Annotated in this window: 11 protein-coding genes; 8 read left to right on the top strand and 3 right to left on the bottom strand. The window is 42.2% G+C overall.

The features are described from left to right. Positions 1-101: 101 nt before the first annotated feature. Positions 102-1,388 (top strand): peptidoglycan DD-endopeptidase ShyC, encoded by a 1,287-nt coding sequence (gene shyC / locus QQK21_RS11590; RefSeq protein WP_284192351.1) that lies wholly within the window; start codon positions 102-104, stop codon positions 1,386-1,388. Between the two features lie 2 nt (positions 1,389-1,390). On the opposite strand, the gene QQK21_RS11585 is transcribed toward shyC, so the two are convergent. From QQK21_RS11585 to erpA, 3 genes are all read right to left on the bottom strand, one after another. Then, positions 1,391-4,555 (bottom strand): efflux RND transporter permease subunit, encoded by a 3,165-nt coding sequence (locus QQK21_RS11585; RefSeq protein ID WP_284192350.1) that lies wholly within the window; start codon positions 4,553-4,555, stop codon positions 1,391-1,393. Between the two features lie 9 nt (positions 4,556-4,564). Further along, positions 4,565-5,647 carry an efflux RND transporter periplasmic adaptor subunit gene (locus QQK21_RS11580; protein WP_284192349.1) on the bottom strand — a complete coding sequence of 361 codons (1,083 nt, stop codon included), beginning with the start codon at positions 5,645-5,647 and terminating at the stop codon, positions 4,565-4,567. Positions 5,648-5,903: 256 nt separating this feature from the next. Beyond that, positions 5,904-6,245, bottom strand: a complete 342-nt coding sequence (gene erpA, locus QQK21_RS11575) for an iron-sulfur cluster insertion protein ErpA (RefSeq protein WP_348541485.1) — start codon at positions 6,243-6,245, stop codon at positions 5,904-5,906. 251 nt (positions 6,246-6,496) lie between these two features. Here erpA and hemL point away from each other — a divergent pair, with 251 nt between their 5' ends. The 7 genes from hemL (at position 6,497) to QQK21_RS11540 (ending at position 18,292) form a co-directional block, all read left to right on the top strand. Next, a complete protein-coding gene (hemL, locus tag QQK21_RS11570) occupies positions 6,497-7,792 on the top strand; it encodes a glutamate-1-semialdehyde 2,1-aminomutase (protein ID WP_284192348.1) in 1,296 nt (431 codons plus the stop codon). A 284-nt stretch (positions 7,793-8,076) separates the two neighbouring features. Next, positions 8,077-9,162 (top strand): AI-2E family transporter, encoded by a 1,086-nt coding sequence (locus QQK21_RS11565; RefSeq protein WP_284192425.1) that lies wholly within the window; start codon positions 8,077-8,079, stop codon positions 9,160-9,162. A gap of 76 nt (positions 9,163-9,238) precedes the next feature. Continuing rightward, positions 9,239-10,261, top strand: coding sequence for a 16S rRNA (guanine(1207)-N(2))-methyltransferase RsmC (gene rsmC / locus QQK21_RS11560; RefSeq protein ID WP_284192347.1), 1,023 nt, complete (start codon positions 9,239-9,241; stop codon positions 10,259-10,261). Positions 10,262-10,455: 194 nt separating this feature from the next. Further along, positions 10,456-13,842: a hybrid sensor histidine kinase/response regulator gene (locus QQK21_RS11555; protein WP_284192346.1), complete on the top strand. Its 3,387-nt coding sequence runs from the start codon at positions 10,456-10,458 to the stop codon at positions 13,840-13,842. Positions 13,843-14,439: 597 nt separating this feature from the next. After that, complete coding sequence (locus QQK21_RS11550; protein ID WP_284192345.1) at positions 14,440-16,119, top strand: ABC transporter substrate-binding protein; 1,680 nt, start codon at positions 14,440-14,442, stop codon at positions 16,117-16,119. 161 nt (positions 16,120-16,280) lie between these two features. Then, positions 16,281-17,267, top strand: coding sequence for an ABC transporter permease (locus QQK21_RS11545; protein WP_284192344.1), 987 nt, complete (start codon positions 16,281-16,283; stop codon positions 17,265-17,267). Next, the gene (locus QQK21_RS11540; RefSeq protein ID WP_284192343.1) at positions 17,267-18,292 is read left to right on the top strand and encodes an ABC transporter permease; all 1,026 of its coding nucleotides are present in this window, start codon (positions 17,267-17,269) and stop codon (positions 18,290-18,292) included. The genes QQK21_RS11545 and QQK21_RS11540 overlap by 1 nt, the downstream gene beginning before the upstream one ends. Positions 18,293-18,294: the final 2 nt, after the last annotated feature.

The following is an 18,294-nucleotide window of genomic DNA, read 5'->3' as shown; positions in this document are numbered from 1 at the left end:
AATTTAGTAATTTACCATATTACTTGAATAGCGAGGATTTTTGAAACCAGTTAGACTAAACAGGTAACTATATTTTACTGATTTTTGAAAACGAAAGAAATATGCTGCCTATTTTCAATCAGCTACCCGTGATACACAGAGCTTTTATTGTCTTATTTAGTGCACTCATTGTGATCGCACTACTGCTTCCTTCTCCCAGCGATTTAAGATCAGAGAAAAAAATTTATCAGGTAGGTCAATACTACCCTATCAATATAGATGTAGACTCATTAGCAACGTCGACCTCCACCAGTAGTAGCGCCACACTACGCTGGGAAAAACATACCATTGGCTCTGGTGATAGCATGGCTCTACTGTTCCAAAGAGCAGGGCTTTCCCCTCGACTCCTTTATGATCTCACCACAACCAATAAAGACATTAAACAGCACCTGACTCGTATACGTCCAGGAGATACTTTCTTCTTTGGTTTTGACACAGACAATCAACTGGTGCAGATCTCTCGTAAGTTAAGTGCCTATGAAACCTTTTTAATCACACGTTCAGACACTGGTTTTAGCTCCAGATTAGAAAAAAAGGAAGTGAATTATCAATACAATTATGCTGATGCTGACATTACATCAAATTTTTGGAATGCGGGGGTTGGCGCGGGACTCACAGCAAACCAGATCATGGAGCTTGCTGGTATTTTTGGTTGGGATATTGACTTTGCCCTTGACATACGAAAAGGTGACCACTTCGAAATTCTCTATCAAGATCAGATTGTGGAAGGTGAAGTCGTAGGCCAGGGAAAAATCATCGCGGCTATCTTTACCAACCAAGGCGATACCTTTAAAGCTATCTTAAATGACAAAGACGGAAACTACTATGATGAAAATGGTAGAGCAATGCGCAAAGCATTTTTGCGCTCACCTGTGGATTTTCGGCGCGTTTCTTCCAACTTTAACCCTCGACGCCTTCATCCAGTAACAGGGAGGATTAAGGCACATAGAGGGACAGATTATGTTGCACCGGTAGGCACACCTATCTGGGCTGCCGGCGACGGTGTTGTGCAACAGTCTAGCTATAACAAATTCAATGGTAACTATGTTTTCATAAGACACAGTAATACCTATATCACCAAATATCTTCACTTGACTAAACGTAAAGTCAAAACGGGTCAGCGCGTTAAGCAAGGTCAGACTATTGGTACTCTAGGAGGAACAGGTCGAGTCACTGGACCACATTTGCATTATGAGTTTTTAGTTAATGGCATTCATAAAAACCCGAGAACCGTACAACTACCTCAAGCCAACTCATTAAAAGGAAAGGAAAAAACTACTTTTATTGCCAATGCAAAGATCAAATTAGCCAAACTCAACCGTTATGGTGAGCTACTCGCTACTCGATAGTTTTAATCTCCCCCCTTCCCCGAGCGTAGACTCAATGGTCTAACTTTTTTGGGGGGAATTTCAGCGTCCATACTAGGGTTAATTTCCACTTTGGGTTCACGACTTAGCATCAATAAACACGGAGTCAAAATCAGCGTCAGCAATGTCGCAAAGGTTAAACCACCAGCAACCGCAGTGGCTAACTGTGACCACCACTGAGTGCTAGGTGCGCCAAATTCCACTCTTTGATTAATTAAGTCAATGTTCATTTCCATTACCATGGGAAGTAAGCCAAGGATGGTAGTGATGGTCGTCAGCAAAACCGGTCTTAAGCGCTGAACCCCCGTACGTAAAATCGCATCGCGCTTTTCCACTCCGTGTCTAACTAACTGATTATACGTATCAATCAATACAATATTGTTATTTACCACTATACCTGCCAATGCAATTACACCAATTCCTGACATAATCACACCAAACGGCTTTTGAAAAACTAGCAATCCAATCAGAACCCCCACCGTTGAAAAGAGCACTGCACTCAGTATTAAGAAAGCTTGATAAAAACTGTTAAACTGAGTCAGCAAAATTAACGCCATTGAAACTAGAGCAATCAAAAATGCCTTTTGTAAAAATTTAGATGAGTTCTCTTGCTTCTCATTCTTCCCACGGATTTTAAATCCTACTCCATCAGGTAACGACAGCTCTGTGAGTGCCTGCTCTATCCTAGGTAACTCCAATGTTAAGTTATAACCTTCTCCAATGTCCGCGAAGACACTGATTACCCTATTACCATCAACACGACGAATGCTACTTTGCTTGGGGCTTGGAATAATGCTGGCAAAATTAGTAATCGGCACCATGCCAGCCGCTGTTTTAACTCTCAACTGTTCAAAGCGACCAATATCTCTTTTTTCTTTAGGATAACGGACGAGAATATCGACTTCTTCCGTTGCATCATCAGGCAAATAATCCCCCAATTTAAGGCCATTAGTGACAAATTGAACCGTGTTTCCTACCAATGTAGCATCGGCTAAAAAACGAGATGCATCGTCTCGACGTATATCTATTTGCCAATCAATTCCGCCTTTACTCAACGTATCACTCACATTATTAAAAGCTGGCTCTCCATCAACCCACTCACGTACCATTTTTGCTCCGGACTCAAGTTCTTCAAGATCTCGAGAAGTAAGCTCGATAACCAGATCATGTTCTACAGGAGGCCCAGCTTCTGGGAATCTATATTCAATCTCAACCCCTGCATATTGATCCGTTGATTGCTTCAATTCTTCAATAATCAATTTAATCTTGCGCCGATACTGCCAATCAACTGGGATGATTTGAATTTGCCCTATTTCATCCTCTCCTCCCGTTTTGGTATAGACACTTTCAAATTCTTCATGTCCAAGTATCGTGGATTCAATATCACGCATAATCGTGTCTTTTTCATCAAGAGACAGATCGCCATGAGAGCGTACTTTAACAGTAAAAAACGGTGGATCGACTTCAGGAAAAAACTCAGCTCCCAGCCCCGACTTCGAATATCCCCAACCAACAATCATTGCCAATAAAATAGCACTAAACAAAATTTTCAATGGATGATAGAGAAGTTTATCAAGAAGCTGGTAGTAGTGTTTTGTCAAACCCGTCGCTTTAGAAAAGTCGCCATGTTCGAGCGCGAGTAGGATTTGGCCTTGTTTTGCTGTTATCTGTTGTGGCTTACCAAATAAACTCCCCATCACGGGTACGAACAGCAATGCCATTGCTAGCGAAGCGGACAAAGTAGCAATCAAGGTCAAAGGAAGGTATTGCATAAACTCCCCTGTTATATCAGGCCAAAAAAGCAAAGGAGCAAAAGCAGCTAAAGTCGTCGCAGTCGAAGCGGTAATAGGCCATGCCATACGTTTCGCCGCCTCTCGGTATGCATCTTTTCTATCTATGCCTTCTTGCATACGTCGATCGGCAAATTCCGTCACCACAATAGCGCCATCAACCAGCATGCCGACTGCCATGATCAGCGAAAACAGGACAACAATATTGATAGTCAAACCAAATACCGCAAGTACTAATAAACCGGTAAGAAAAGAACCAGGAATAGAAATCCCAACCAAAAGCGCAGTCCGAACCCCAAGAATTGCAATGATCACCACAACAACGAGAATAATGGCAGATAAGATATTATTCTGCAGATCATTGAGCATCATTTTGACATCATTCGACTGATCCCAAGTATATTTCACCTGTAGGTTATTTGGCCAAGTTTGTAATTTTTGCGCTTCTATCAGAACCTGTTTGATAAGCGCTACCGTTTCAATTATGTTTTCTCCTGCTCGTTTCTTCACATCTAAAACAATCGCTGACTGTCCATCCAAACGAGCGTAGCTTTCTGGATCTCGAAATGCGCGACGAACGGTCGCCACATCGCCAAAGGTGATCACTTGCTTCCCATCAACTTTTACAGGCAGTTCAAGTACATCTTTGATTGAATCAAACACTGAAGGGACTTTTACCGAAAATCGCCCATAACCGGTATCAACAAAACCTGCAGCAACCACCCTATTGTTTAAAGCAATTAAGTTATAGATATCCGCCTGATCCAGCCCATAGCTTTCCATCAGTAGAGGATCAACGATGATCTCAACAATATCGTCCCTGTCACCTGTAATATCTACTTCAAGAACTTGGCGAAAACTTTCAAGCTTATCCCGTAGCTGCCGAGCTATCTTCACCACCGTTCTTTCTGGCACACTACCATACAAAACCACAGTTAAAGCGGGTTCTCTAGAAGCGAAAGTGACTTCATTCACTGTCGGCTCATCACTACCTTCTGGTAGTTTAGGTTTGGCTAAATCCACCGCTTCACGAACATCTGCCATAGCCTTATTCAGATCAATTCCGACACTAAATTCGAGCATCACAGACGCATGTCCCTCTGATGCTGTAGAAGTCATTTCTTTTACTCCCTCTATCGAGCGAAGTTCCTGCTCGACTGGCCTTACGAGTAAACGCTCTGAATCGGCAGGGGAAATACCTTGATGGCCTACTGAGACATAAATGATAGGAATGGTAATATCAGGACTAGATTCCTTGGGTACTGTAAAATAAGTGACAATGCCGGCAATTAAAACAAAAGCAAGTAAGACAAGCATTGTCCTTACTCGAGATAATGCAGCATCAATTAAGGAATACATAGCGAGCCCTTACTGGTTATTCTCAATAGCAATCACTTTATCGCCATCTCGGACAAAACCCTGCCCAGTAGTAATAATGCGAACTTGCTCGCCAAGCCCAGTTATCCAGACACCATCTTGTTCTGCTTTCACCAACTGGATAGGAACAAAATCAACTTGGTCTTCATTTAAAGTTTTTACCCCTAAGTTGCCAGACTCATCTAACGCTAGCATTGCGGGTGTAACCTTAATCGCCAATTGCTCGCGTAAATTTAATTGGACTTCAGCGCTAACGCCTGCAGGGATTTTTTGTTGTGGGTTGGGGATCAGGATTTCAATCGGGAAGGTATTGGTTGCAGGAGATGACACCCTTGAAATGTAACTGATTTTGCCTTCAACAGTCTGACCATCAATAAAGGTAATCGATGCAGCTTGCTGAAGTACCAAATCCTGAATGTGCCGCTCACTTACATCAGCCTCGATCACTATTTGGCGAAGATCAATTAAGGTGGCAACAGGATCGCCAACACCGACAAAGTCTCCAAGTTCTATGTATAAACGTTCCACAACACCACTAAATGGCGCTCTTACTGATGTGTTTTCAAGCGCAATTTTTGCATTGCGTAATCCAGCTTTTGCTTCTATCAGATCAGCCTGCGCCTTACTAAAGGCAACTTCACCTTGTAATCCCTTATTTTTCAGAGCCTGTGCTGCTTTGTATTCCTTCTCTCGAACGTTGAGTAGAGCACCAGCACGTTCGACTTGAATATCTAAGTCACCTTTATCAATACGCGCAACAACTTGACCTTTATTGACTTTTTCTCCTTTATTCACCGCAAGCTCGATAATTTTACCAGCGATCTCTGCACCTAATTTAGCCTGCTTGTCCGGTGCGGTTCTTCCGTACAGATCGATCGATTTTTGAGTTTTCTGAGCAATAAAGGTTTGAAAAACAACCTTGGCTTTCGGCTTTTCATTGACATCCGTAGATATTGACTGCTCTTCAGCGATAATGCTGCCAACCCCTAACCACAAAAATAAAACGAAAATAGTGACTAACGAAATAATATAAGGTCTAGCTGAAAGAAATTGAAAAAATGACACTCTGCCCATAACCGTCCTTTGCTGAGTATATGCACTCACTTTCGATATTTGAGGATATAAATGAATCAGTTAAAATTAAAACTCATATAACCAGTAATTTAGCCAAGATCCCAGTTATTGATTCATATAGGCAAGAGTTGAATAGATTTGCGACGTAAACTAGAGATTGTGCTACTGCCAAAGTTTCCAAAACCACACAGCAAAAAGTTCAAATTTAAACAACTAAAAAGCCGCGGTGAAACGCGGCTTATTCAGAACTCGTTGTTTAGACACTAAAAGAGGCGCCACAACCACAAGTCGTTGTTGCATTCGGGTTACTAACAAAAAAACGTGAGCCTTCTAAACCTTCCGTATAATCCACTTCACCACCAATTAAATACTGCAAACTCATAGGGTCAACAACCAGAGTCACACCACTATTAACAATCGTCGTGTCCCCTTCATTCACGTTCTCATCAAATGTGAATCCGTACTGAAAACCGCTACAACCGCCACCTGTAATATAGACTCGCAGCTTTAAGTTTGGGTTCTCTTCTTCCGCAATTAATACTCCAACCCTTTTGGCAGCAGCATCTGAAAAAGTTAGTGGAATATTGACTTCACTCACGATGACCTCTCACACTTAGATCCAACAACTACACTCTCTGTCGGATACATCATTATTCATTGTCTCTTTATTATCTAATACCTGAGTTATTCGTTCAAGTATTCATCACCTACGTCTGCTTTTTTCTCTAAATCACCGCTTTAATAATGAAAAAGCATTCATATTAAGGCTTGCAAAATGTTTCAAGAATCAAAATGGGGATGTACAATGCCAATCCAACTTGGTCCGAAGAAATCAAATGAGGATATATCATGACCAAATCAGCGGAACTTTACGAAAAAGCGCAAAAAGCCATTCCTGGTGGCGTCAACTCTCCTGTTCGGGCTTTTAACGGTGTTGGCGGCGCACCAATTTTTATTGAGCGAGCAGACGGCCCACTGATTTTCGATGCTGACGGAAAGGCTTATATCGATTATGTTGGCTCTTGGGGACCTATGATTCTTGGTCATAACCATACTGCTATACGTGAAGCGGTCATTGAAGCCGCTCAAAAAGGTCTTAGTTTTGGAGCGCCAACGGAAATGGAAATCCAAATGGCGGAACTTGTCTCTGAATTGGTTCCATCAATGGAACAAGTTCGAATGGTGAGCTCTGGGACTGAAGCCACCATGAGTGCCATTCGCTTAGCTCGCGGATACACAGGCAGAGACAAAATCATTAAATTTGAAGGCTGCTACCATGGCCATGCTGACAGCTTGCTAGTCAAAGCAGGATCAGGGGCTTTAACACTTGGCCAACCAAGCTCACCTGGTGTCCCAGCCGACTTTGCCAAACATACATTGACGGCCACCTTCAACGATCTAGATTCGGTGCGCGAACTTTTTGCCGCTAATAAAGACAGCATTGCCTGTATTATTGTCGAACCCGTTGCTGGGAATATGAATTGTATTCCTCCTGTCGACGGCTTTCATGAAGGATTACGTGAAATTTGCGATCAAGAAGGCGCACTACTTATATTCGATGAAGTGATGACAGGGTTTCGTGTGGCTCTAGGTGGTGCTCAAGGCTATTACAAGATAACGCCTGATATCACAACGCTAGGAAAAGTTATTGGTGGTGGAATGCCTGTCGGTGCATTTGGTGGCAAAAAAGAAATCATGCAACACATAGCTCCAACGGGTCCGGTTTACCAAGCTGGCACTCTCTCTGGTAATCCAATTGCAATGGCCGCTGGCTACGCATGCCTCAACGTACTCAGAGAAGAAGGTAATGAAGAAGCACTTGAGAGCAGAACCAAACAGCTAGCAATGGGCTTTAAAGCGAGAGCAGAGGAACATGGCATTCCTCTAGTTGTTAATCAGGTAGGCGGCATGTTTGGCTTTTTCTTCACAGAGCAAGCACAAATAACTCGCTATGAAGATGTAGCAAAATGCGATATCGAAAGATTCAAACGTTTCTTTCACTTAATGCTTGAACACGGCGTTTACCTAGCACCTTCGGCATTCGAGGCTAGTTTCACGTCTTTAGCTCATAGCAGCAGGGAAATTGAGGCTACCTTAGAAGCGGCTGATCGATGTTTTGCTATTTTAGCCAGTGAAGCAAATTAATATTCGACGTATTCAGAAACGGCTAAGTTTACCTTTTAAGCTTAGTCGTTTCTTACCATGTTAATTCCAGTAAATCGCCACCAAAATAGCCAACAAAGACACCGTTAACCAAAACCAAGGTATTTTTCGCCTAGCGCTATTACTGTGACTATTACAACACGACTTTTCCTCACTACAACATCCCATAAAAGGCCTCATTCGATAATAAGATTTTGATTTTACGTTGAAGATTCAGCTCTTTATAGCCATTATACCTACATCATAGTGAATAAATGGGCAGTAACGTGTCAGAAAAACTTAAAATTACGTCAAGTCACTGGGTTCTTATCATCGCTCTGCTAGCCGCTGGCTTTGCCTGTTTCTTGTTAGTCGAGCCCTATATAAACTCGATTGTCATGGCCTTCATCATATCTCTTCTGATGTTTCCTATTCATGACAAGATCGAAACTCGTTTAACCAATCATAGAAATCTGGCCTCATTACTGTCTTGTACACTACTTACTGTCATAATCGTACTACCACTTCTATTTGTGTTTGCGGCTATAGTTCAACAAGGCTCAACCTTCTCGCAAAACGTTTATCAATGGGTCACGCAAGGAGGCATTCAAGCTCTATTTGACCACCCGTGGATTGTAAAGGTACTTGCGGTAGTCAATACATACCTTCCTTTTGACGAAATCAAGCCACAGGAAATTGGCCAAAAAGTTGCGCAGTTTGCGACCTCCTTTGGTTCCAACCTAGTTGGAATTAGCGCAAAAATCCTCGGCGATGCCACGAGCTTCCTGCTTAATTTTTTTCTAATGTTGTTTGTACTCTTCTTCTTACTGCGTGACCACGACCCGATTATTTCAGCTCTTCGTCACATCCTTCCACTATCTAGAAGTCAAGAAGATAAGTTGCTTGAAGAAGTAGAAAAGGTCTCCAAGTCTGCCGTAATGGGATCGTTTCTAACCGCCATAGCACAAGGCTTGGCAGGTGGTATTGGAATGTGGTTGGCTGGGTTTCAGGGGCTTTTCTGGGGAACCATGATGGGATTCGCTTCTTTTATTCCAGTTGTTGGCACCGCTTTAATTTGGATACCCGCAGCCATATATCTGTTTTTGACGGGCGATACAGCATGGGGAATTTTTCTTACCGTGTGGAGTATTGCCATTGTCGGTTCAATTGACAACTTACTCAGACCTTTTTTAATGCAAGGCAGCGCTGGAATGAACACTTTGATGATTTTTTTCTCCTTGCTTGGCGGACTCCACTTATTTGGTTTGATAGGACTTATATACGGCCCTCTCATCTTTGCAATCGCTATGGTGTTGTTCAATATTTATGAGGAGGAATTCAAAGATTTCCTCGATGAACAAGATCAAAATTAGTATCTAGCCAAAGACTAAGCTTCAAGAATGTGGGGGATTGTGAGAAAATCCCCCGTCTTTTTTTCTTGAGCCTATTATGTCTGCCTATATTGCACCAAGCCAAATTGCCCAGAGACAACTTGATTATTTCTCAGGAAAACATGTTGTCGTCGCGGGTGAAATTGAAGATTTATTTCCTGTAGAACTTGCGAAACACTGTGAGTCTGTCACTGTGTTTACTACCAACTATGGTTACCACCGTCAGCTTGCGTCATATGACCAAATTACTACTGTGTTTGGTGCTGAGTTTAATCAACCAGTTCAAGCAGATATGATCCTTCTCTACTGGCCCAAAGCCAAAGCTGAAGCTGAGTTTTTGCTAACCATGCTTCTGTGCAAACTAGGAATAAACACAGAAATCATAGCAGTAGGAGAAAATCGCTCAGGGATTAAAAGCATTGAAAAAATGTTTAAACCTTTTGGCCCAATAAACAAGTTCGATTCAGCCAGACGTTGCTCTTTCTATTGGGGAAAATGCACAGAACCACCTCTTAACTTTTCCATTCAAGATTGGTTCAAAGAATATACGGTCAACTATAAAAACCAACAACTCATAATAAAGAGCTTACCTGGCGTATTTAGCCATGGTCAATTTGATGTTGGTAGCCACTTACTGCTTGATTCTTTACCCTCTCTCAGTGGTAAAGTGCTCGACTTTGGCTGTGGAGCAGGAGTGATTGGCTGTGTGCTCGCCAGTATCAATCCAAGTATTGAGTTAGAAATGTGTGATATTAATGCTCTGGCTGTTGAGTCAAGTATGGCAACACTGGCTGCAAATAACCTCAAAGGAGCAGTATTTGCCTCAGATATTTATTCCAATACCAGTAAAGACTATCAATTTATAATCAGTAACCCTCCTTTTCACGCAGGTTTAGATACCCATTACATGGCAACAGAAACTCTGTTAGCCAACGCGCCTGACTATCTAAACACTCGTGGTCAATTGTTCATAGTTGCCAACAGTTTCCTTAAATATCAGCCGATTATTCAAAATGCTTTTGCAAATTGTGAGACGATAAATAAGACTAACAAATTCGCAATTTACCATGCCAAAAAGTAACTAATGAGCTAAATAACAATCATTTATTGAGCGTAAGTAGGGTACAAGGCAAAAATTTTCGCCGAATTCCACGCTTTACAACAAACTTACTTGTCAAAGTAAAAAAACTCGTTAATTTTGTCATTCTAGACAATTTACGTTTTTGCTTGAGCAGTTAAATGCCAGCCTATACTACGGAAAGTTAAGCCAAGCTCATGTTTAAGTTATATAAAAACCAAAAATTTAAACGATTAAAGCATACTCTAATGCTCGCCTTTTTGGTGCTGAGCATTACCCCTCTTACTGCTATCGCCTTGTTTTTCCTAAACTCTCATAGTAAGGATCTTCAAGAACAAAGTACTTCACATCTCGTTTCGGTACGCGACAACAAGCAGCAGCAAATCATAGATTATATGGCTGCGAAACAATCAGAGGTTATGGGCTTTGTACGATCTGAATTAGCCTATGCCAGTGGCGGGCGTTTCTACGGATTGGTTAATGCCTTTCAAAGCTTAGGGCTAGATATAGAGCAGGCTCGAAATAACGCACAGCAGCGCTATATAAAGGGCTCTGGGGATAAAATAAAAACCTCTATCCTTCCCCAATCAAGTTTGTACAACGGAACCGAAAGGTATCGCTTACTTCATAAACGCTACCACAGAGCATACATTGAACTTCTCAAGCGTTCTGATTTTGACGATGTGTTACTGGTGGATTTAGAAGGTAATGTAACTTATTCCACATATAAATATGATAATTTTGGTACAAACCTACTCACAGGACGCTATAAAAATACGCACCTTGGTAACACTTTCCTTAGACTGATGAATGAAGTGACTAGAGAGCGGCAGACCAATGATGAATATACGCCCATTCTTGTATCCGACTTCAAAACCGAAGGTAACAAACAAGTCGCTTGGTTAGGAGCGCCTATCATTCAGCAAGGATACCTCCATAGTTATGCCATGTTCCGCCTGCCTAACAATGGGATAACAAAGCTTATCTCCGATCAAAAAGATGCAGATGAGATGCGAACTTTGCTTGTAGGACAGGATAATTTGCCTAAAACGCTCGCAATACAGCAGCAAGATATAGACAATAGCTATCAGGTCGTTGAACAAGCATTAAGTGGAAAAACATCGGTCGGCATCTACACAAACAAATTAGATGACGAGATGATTGCAGCCTTTGGGCCAGTCTCTTTTAGTGGTGTAAATTGGGCTATTGTCGTTGAAGTACCAGAAAAAGTAGCCTTTGCACGAGTCCATCAACTCACAACTATTTTTATTGCAGCCATGCTGTTTGCCATCGTGTTGGTGATTCTTGCTTCTCACTATCTCTCTCTGTTTATCACAGCACCGTTATTAAAGCTCACTTGGGCAGCAGAAAAAGTATCCGCAGGTAATCTCGATACCGATATAGTAAATACGCAAAGAAAAGACGAAATTGGCCGGCTTGCTCTTAGCTTCGAGCGCATGCAACGTTCAATACGCGACAAAATACTGCTTATTGAGGATCAAAACAACAAATTAGAAAAAAGCCTCGATCTTATCCAAAAGCAAAATGATGAACTGCAACTTGCTAACCGGCTCAAAGATGAATTTCTTGCAACTACATCCCATGAATTAAGAACACCACTACATGGAATGGTAGGGATAGCTCAAGCACTTATCTCAGGCGCAAATGGCCCCATAACAGCCGATCACAAATATCAACTCGACATAATCATCAATAGCGGTCAGCGTTTAGCAAATTTAGTCGATGATTTACTTGATTATCACAAAATGCGCTACGGGAAACTGGACATTGATATAAGTGCAGTTGACATTTCTGGTGCAGCACGTCTGGTTATGGAACTTTCCTCACACTTAGTCGGTAATAAGCCGATTCGAGTCATCAACCAAATTCCTGAGGAGCCTTTATGGGCTTGTGCTGATCCACAAAGGCTTGAGCAAGTGCTTTATAATCTTATTGGTAATGCGATTAAATATACCAATGAAGGTAAAATTGTTATTTCAGCCTGCCAGATCGACGACAATATCCGAGTCCAGATTGTGGATACGGGTCAGGGGATTCCTTCAGATCAGTTAGAACATATTTTTGAACCACTCACCCAAGTAAATAGCGACAATGGACGCTATCAACAAGGCGCCGGACTTGGTTTGTCCATTTGTCGTCAGTTGATCGATTTGATGAATGGTCATTTGTATGTCAGTAGCCAACCTATGGTAGGCACAACCTTTAGTTTTACTCTCCCGATTCCGTCTAAAGAACAGATAGAGCAAGCACACCATATAGAAAGCGCACACTTTAAAGTTCCTGACGTTATCGACATGGAACCTTTTGAAAGTTCACAGACCACTGAAAACTCAGAGGGTCCCCTACTTTTAGTTGTGGATGATGAACCGGTAAATTTACGAATTTTAGACAGTTTTTTACGCATCGAAGGTTATCAGATACGCACCGCTCAAAATGGCGCCGATGCAATAACAACTATTCAGAAGGAAAAACCAGCACTTGTTCTCCTAGATATCATGATGCCCGGAATGAGTGGCTACCAAGTTTGTGAAACAATACGTAGGCAATATGATCACTCACAGCTGCCCATTATTATGTTAACAGCTTTAAATCAGCCAGAAGATAAAGTGAGGGGTTTTGAAGCTGGAGCAAATGACTATTTGTCCAAGCCTTTTAATAAACATGAACTTGCAGCTAGAATTACAGCCCATTTAACCGCAAGCAAGGCAGAACAACGCCACCTTGAAAATCAAGAGCTTAAAGGGGAAATAAAGCAAAGAGCAAAAGTCGAGGCGAGTCTGCTTGAAACCCAGGGACGCCTTTTAGAACAACTCGAGTCAGCGCCAGAAGCGATTATATGTGTCAGAGAGGACAACAAAATCCGTTTCACCAATGATGCTGCCTCAAGGTTATTTAAACGTACTTCGGAACAACTAAGACGCTCAAGGGCCGATGAGCTGATATCTAGCAAATTCCTTGAGATAAAACGACCTCACTATTGTGGACCTATTGATGTCTACGTAAATGAAGTTCGCCAATCTCTCTCTGCCGATATTGTTTGCCTTCCTACCGACTCGGGACTTAAGTCCATGTATATCTTCGACGTTGGAGGAAATGTGAACGCTACCCGTCTAAACCACTTAGAAACGGCAGTTGAGGCTCTTTCAAGTTATGCGTTTGAAGGTGATACTTCCAAGCTTCTCGAACTAAAAGATCTCGGCGAAGAATTTAGCCACATAGTAGAAAAAGGGACCCATAGAGAGAAGTCAAAACAAGAAATTATGCGTGAAATACTCGTGGATTCCATGACTAGCGGTCTTGCATACTGGGAACATGTTACTGGTCAGAGTAAGTTTGATTTTGCTGAGCAAAGTGGCTTGTGGCGAGTCTACTTAGATCGCAGTACATTGCAAACCCGAACGCTGGATAAATATTTGCGGGTGGAAACATTGCCTAAAACTCCCCGCTGGCGAACAGTATTGAATTCACTGGAATATATTCTCGACCACTGCAAAGAAATGACTCCAGAAAGGAGCCATATTGAAAACTTACATGACAAACTTCAACATTTACTGACAAACTAAATTTCAATAACAAAAAACGAGGTTGCTCCATCGTCTGAAGGCAAGAAATGGTTGGATATATGAGCAAAACACTAACGCTGAATTTGGATTAAATTAGTACTCTCACAGCAGTGCTCTGACATAAAGTCGTCACTTTGCGAACACACTCACAACAAGACGGCAGAATCCCTTTAGCCGTGAACAACAGCTTAGAAATAGGCTAGTGACAATGATCTCACAAAATGTGAGTATATTCAAAAACATGCACTTAGCTTAGACCATAGTGTAAGTAGGCACTGACATAAAGTTACTCTAGCGCTTAAAGATCGGCTAACTAAAGCTACTTTTGAGTATTTGGAAAAAAGATCACGGCAATCATATTTGACGTTAATGACGGTAACTAAAAAAGTTTTAACGCTTTTAACGAGAAACGCAATTGCCTTATTTGACAAGAGGGTGTTTGCTTAACTCACCTAGTGTCTACAGGCCACTCTAGTTAGTCAAATGACATTTTTAAGTCAGAAATACTGAGGTAGTTCTAGGGAATGCTAATCGTTGATAACACTCGATTTCATCGGCGAACTTTTATGACGTCGAATCAAAGAGTAAGGAACAGCTATGCTTGCCAATGTCATTAAAACGGTGCTAGTAACCGCTGGGATTGCTACAGTCATGGGATTCTGTCCCATGACTGTAGCAACTGAGCGTAGTGAGCTCACAATACACCCAAAAGAATTTACCACCTTCGTGCGCAACTTTAATCCATATTTGGGTGCTACCCACCTACATACAACATGGGACTTTATTTACGAGCCGTTGGTTGTGTTCAATGAAATGCATGAAAACACGCCCGTTTTTCGTTTAGCGAGCAACTACTCACTTTCAAAAGATCTGACCAATGTTACCTTTGACATACGCAAAGACGTCAAATGGTCAGATGGGCAAGTATTTGATGCCAATGATATCGTGTATTCGTTCAATTTAGTTAAAAACAATCCTGAACTAGACCAAAGTGGCATTAACTCTCGGGTTATTAGTACTAAGAAAATTAACGACTACCGAGTGAGATTCCAGCTAACAGAGCCAAACTCTAACGCGCCTTATGAGATAGTGAAGGTGCCTATAGTGCCAGAACACATCTGGAAAAATGTCAAAAGTCCCTCAACCTTTACCAATGAAAATCCGGTAGGGACAGGCCCGTTTACAGAAATAGACACTTTCACGCCACAACTTTATATCCAGTGCCGCAATCCTTATTATTGGGACTCCAAAAATCTTGATGTGGATTGTCTGAGGGTGCCACAAATCGCCAACAACGATCAATTCTTGGGTAAGGTGATTAACAGCGAATTGGACTGGACATCTTCTTTCATTCCCGACATTGATCGTACTTATGCAGCGTCAAACCCCAATCACCACTATTGGTACCCGCCGTCTGGTACTCAAGCTTTCGTCATGAATTTCAAACATACCGATCCAGCCAAACGTGAGGCGTTAACCAATGTTGACTTTCGCCGAGCATTTTCTATGGCCATAGACAGACAAACCATTATCGATATCGCCTTCTATGGTGGGGGGACGGTCAATGATTTTGCCTCTGGTCTGGGTTATGCCTTCGAATCTTGGTCTGACGAAAATATCCACAATAAGTACAAAGCCTACAACACATACAATCTTGAAGGAGCAAAAAAACTCCTCTTGCAAGCCGGGTTTATCGATATCAATAAAGATGGTTTTGTTGAAACCCCCTCAGGTAGGCCATTCGAGCTACTGATTCAATCTCCTAATGGATGGACAGATTTTAACAATACTGTTCAGTTGACGGTTGAGCAGTTGGCAGAGGTTGGTATAAAAGCCAAAGCGCGAACCCCTGATTTCTCTGTCTACAATCAAGCCATGCTAGAAGGGACATATGACGTCGCCTATACCAATTATTTTCATGGTGCCGATCCTTATACTTATTGGAACAGTGCATACAATTCAGCACTTCAATCTGGTGAGGGCATGCCTCGATTCGCCATGCACTTTTACAAAAATAAAAAGTTAGATCAACTACTTAACAGTTTTTACAAAACCGCAAGCAAACAAGAGCAATTGGATATCGCCCACGGAATACAAGAGATCATAGCCAATGATCAAGTAACGATTCCTGTTTTATCTGGCGCATACATGTATCAATACAATACCACTCGTTTTTCGGGCTGGTGGCACCAAGACAACCCTAAAGGTCGCCCTAATATTTGGGCAGGTATTCCTGAGCGTCTTCTCCACGTACTGGATTTAAAACCAGTCCAATAAAGAAACAGCTAAGCAGTGACTTACCTTTAGACACTGCTTTCGTTTCCACACAATTCTTCTGTTATCCGTGTATGGTGCATGTCATCAGGGCAAGCTTCGTCTGGATGTATGTCAATAGGAGAGCAGTATTAGCCACCACAAGCCAATAAGGAATAAGGGTAATGGGATATTTTTTAAGACGATTGTGGTTTTATTGCGTGGCACTTTTAGTGGCAGCAACTTTAAATTTTATCATCCCCCGAGCAATGCCGGGCGATCCTGTGACCATGATGTTTGCTAATGTTTCTGTTCAAGTCACTCCAGAACGAATTGCTGCGATGAAAGAGCTTCTAGGGTTTGTCGACGGTGGACTCTTTATCCAATACCTCACTTATATGAAAAACATCCTGAGTTGGCAATTGGGTACATCTATTCAATTTTATCCATTGTCAGTCAGTGAGTTGCTTGGTAGGGCATTCGGCTGGTCTTTATTTCTATCTGGTAGTGCTGTCATTATTTCTTTTTGTATAGGGTCAATCCTTGGCATTTATGCAGCGTGGAAGCGAGGCAGTAAATACGATGCCTTCATTACACCTGGAATGCTGATAATTCAAGCCGTGCCCCAAGTTGTCATTGCCATGATAGCCATGTTTGTATTTGCTATTGGTTTGAAATGGTTTCCTACTGGCTATGCCTATACTGCAGGCAAAGCTCCCGAATGGACAAACTGGGAATTTATAAAAGATGTCGCCTATCACGCTGTACTCCCCCTAGTCTGCGCTTCGATAGTTCAGATCGGAGGCTTCTTGGTCAATATGCGCAATAACATGATCAATTTACTCGCCGAAGACTATATCACTATGGCCAAAGGTAAAGGCCTAAATGAGCAACGAGTGGTATTTAACTATGCCGCACGTAATGCGTTACTGCCAAGTGTGACGGCTTTATCTATGTCTCTTGGCATGGCGATTGGTGGACAATTGATCATAGAAATCATCTTTAACTACCCTGGTTTAGGGTCAGTTTTGTTTAATGCGATAAAAGCTCGTGACTATCAAGTTTTGCAAGGACAGCTTCTCATCATGACTCTGTTTATGCTGTTTTTTAATCTCTTGGCTGACATCTTATATGTCACCCTTGACCCGCGCCTACGTCAAGGAGAACAATAATGGTAAAAGGCTTACTCAAACTTATCTGGGGCAATCCCCTAGCACTAGTTGGCAGCTTAATTATCGCCGGCTTTGTTATTATTGCTTTCACCGCTCCTTTACTGAGTAAACATGCCCCTCACAAACGCACCGGCAATCCACACGAATATCCATCTATCATCGTCAAATCAGCCCAATATTTTCCTGATGGGTGGATAGCCAAAAATCTTGCTACAGACAAACGAACCTTGCTCATGTCTCGTAAAGCAGAGCACATACTAGGTACAACGCGTATGGGGCGAGATGTATGGTCTCAATTCGTACACGGCGCTAGAGTCTCCCTTGGTGTCGGCTTTGGAGCTGGTATCAGCGTCTGCTTCTTAGCCACTGTAATTGGTATATCCGCTGGATATTTTGGCGGTCGTATCGATGATCTGCTTACCGCAGCCATGAATATCATGCTGGTGATCCCCCAATATCCTCTTTTGTTTGTCTTAGCGGCATTTATTGGAGAAGCGGGATCACTGACGATTGCTCTTATCATCGCGGTTACCGCTTGGGCATGGGGAGCAAGAGTGATTCGCGCTCAAACGCTCGCACTGCGTGAAAAAGAATTTGTTAAAGCTGCTGAAGTCTTGGGGGAGTCTTCATGGCGAATTATCTTCGTTGAAATCTTACCTAATTTAGTCCCAATTGTTGGGGCAAGTTTCATTGGTTCTGTTATGTATGCGATTATGATGGAAGCCACGATCTCCTTTCTGGGTCTAGGTGACCCAAACACTGTGAGTTGGGGCATTATGCTCTACAACGTACAAACCTCATCATCTATGCTTGTTGGTGCTTGGTGGGAGCTTCTCGTTCCTTGTACCGCACTCATTCTTCTTGTCACTGGTTTGGCTCTACTGAATTTTGCTATTGACGAAATGGCCAACCCCCAATTGCGAGCGTACAAAGGGCTGAAGCGCTGGCGGAAGATATCTCAACAAAAGTCACAGCAAAGCCCCGATACAGAGCCCAAAAATGTACTTTGGAGCGGAGATAAATGACT

The sequence above is a fragment of the Vibrio zhanjiangensis genome, assembly GCF_030161235.1.
Lineage (GTDB): Bacteria > Pseudomonadota > Gammaproteobacteria > Enterobacterales > Vibrionaceae > Vibrio > Vibrio zhanjiangensis.
This window is presented reverse-complemented; position numbering and strand designations above follow the sequence as displayed.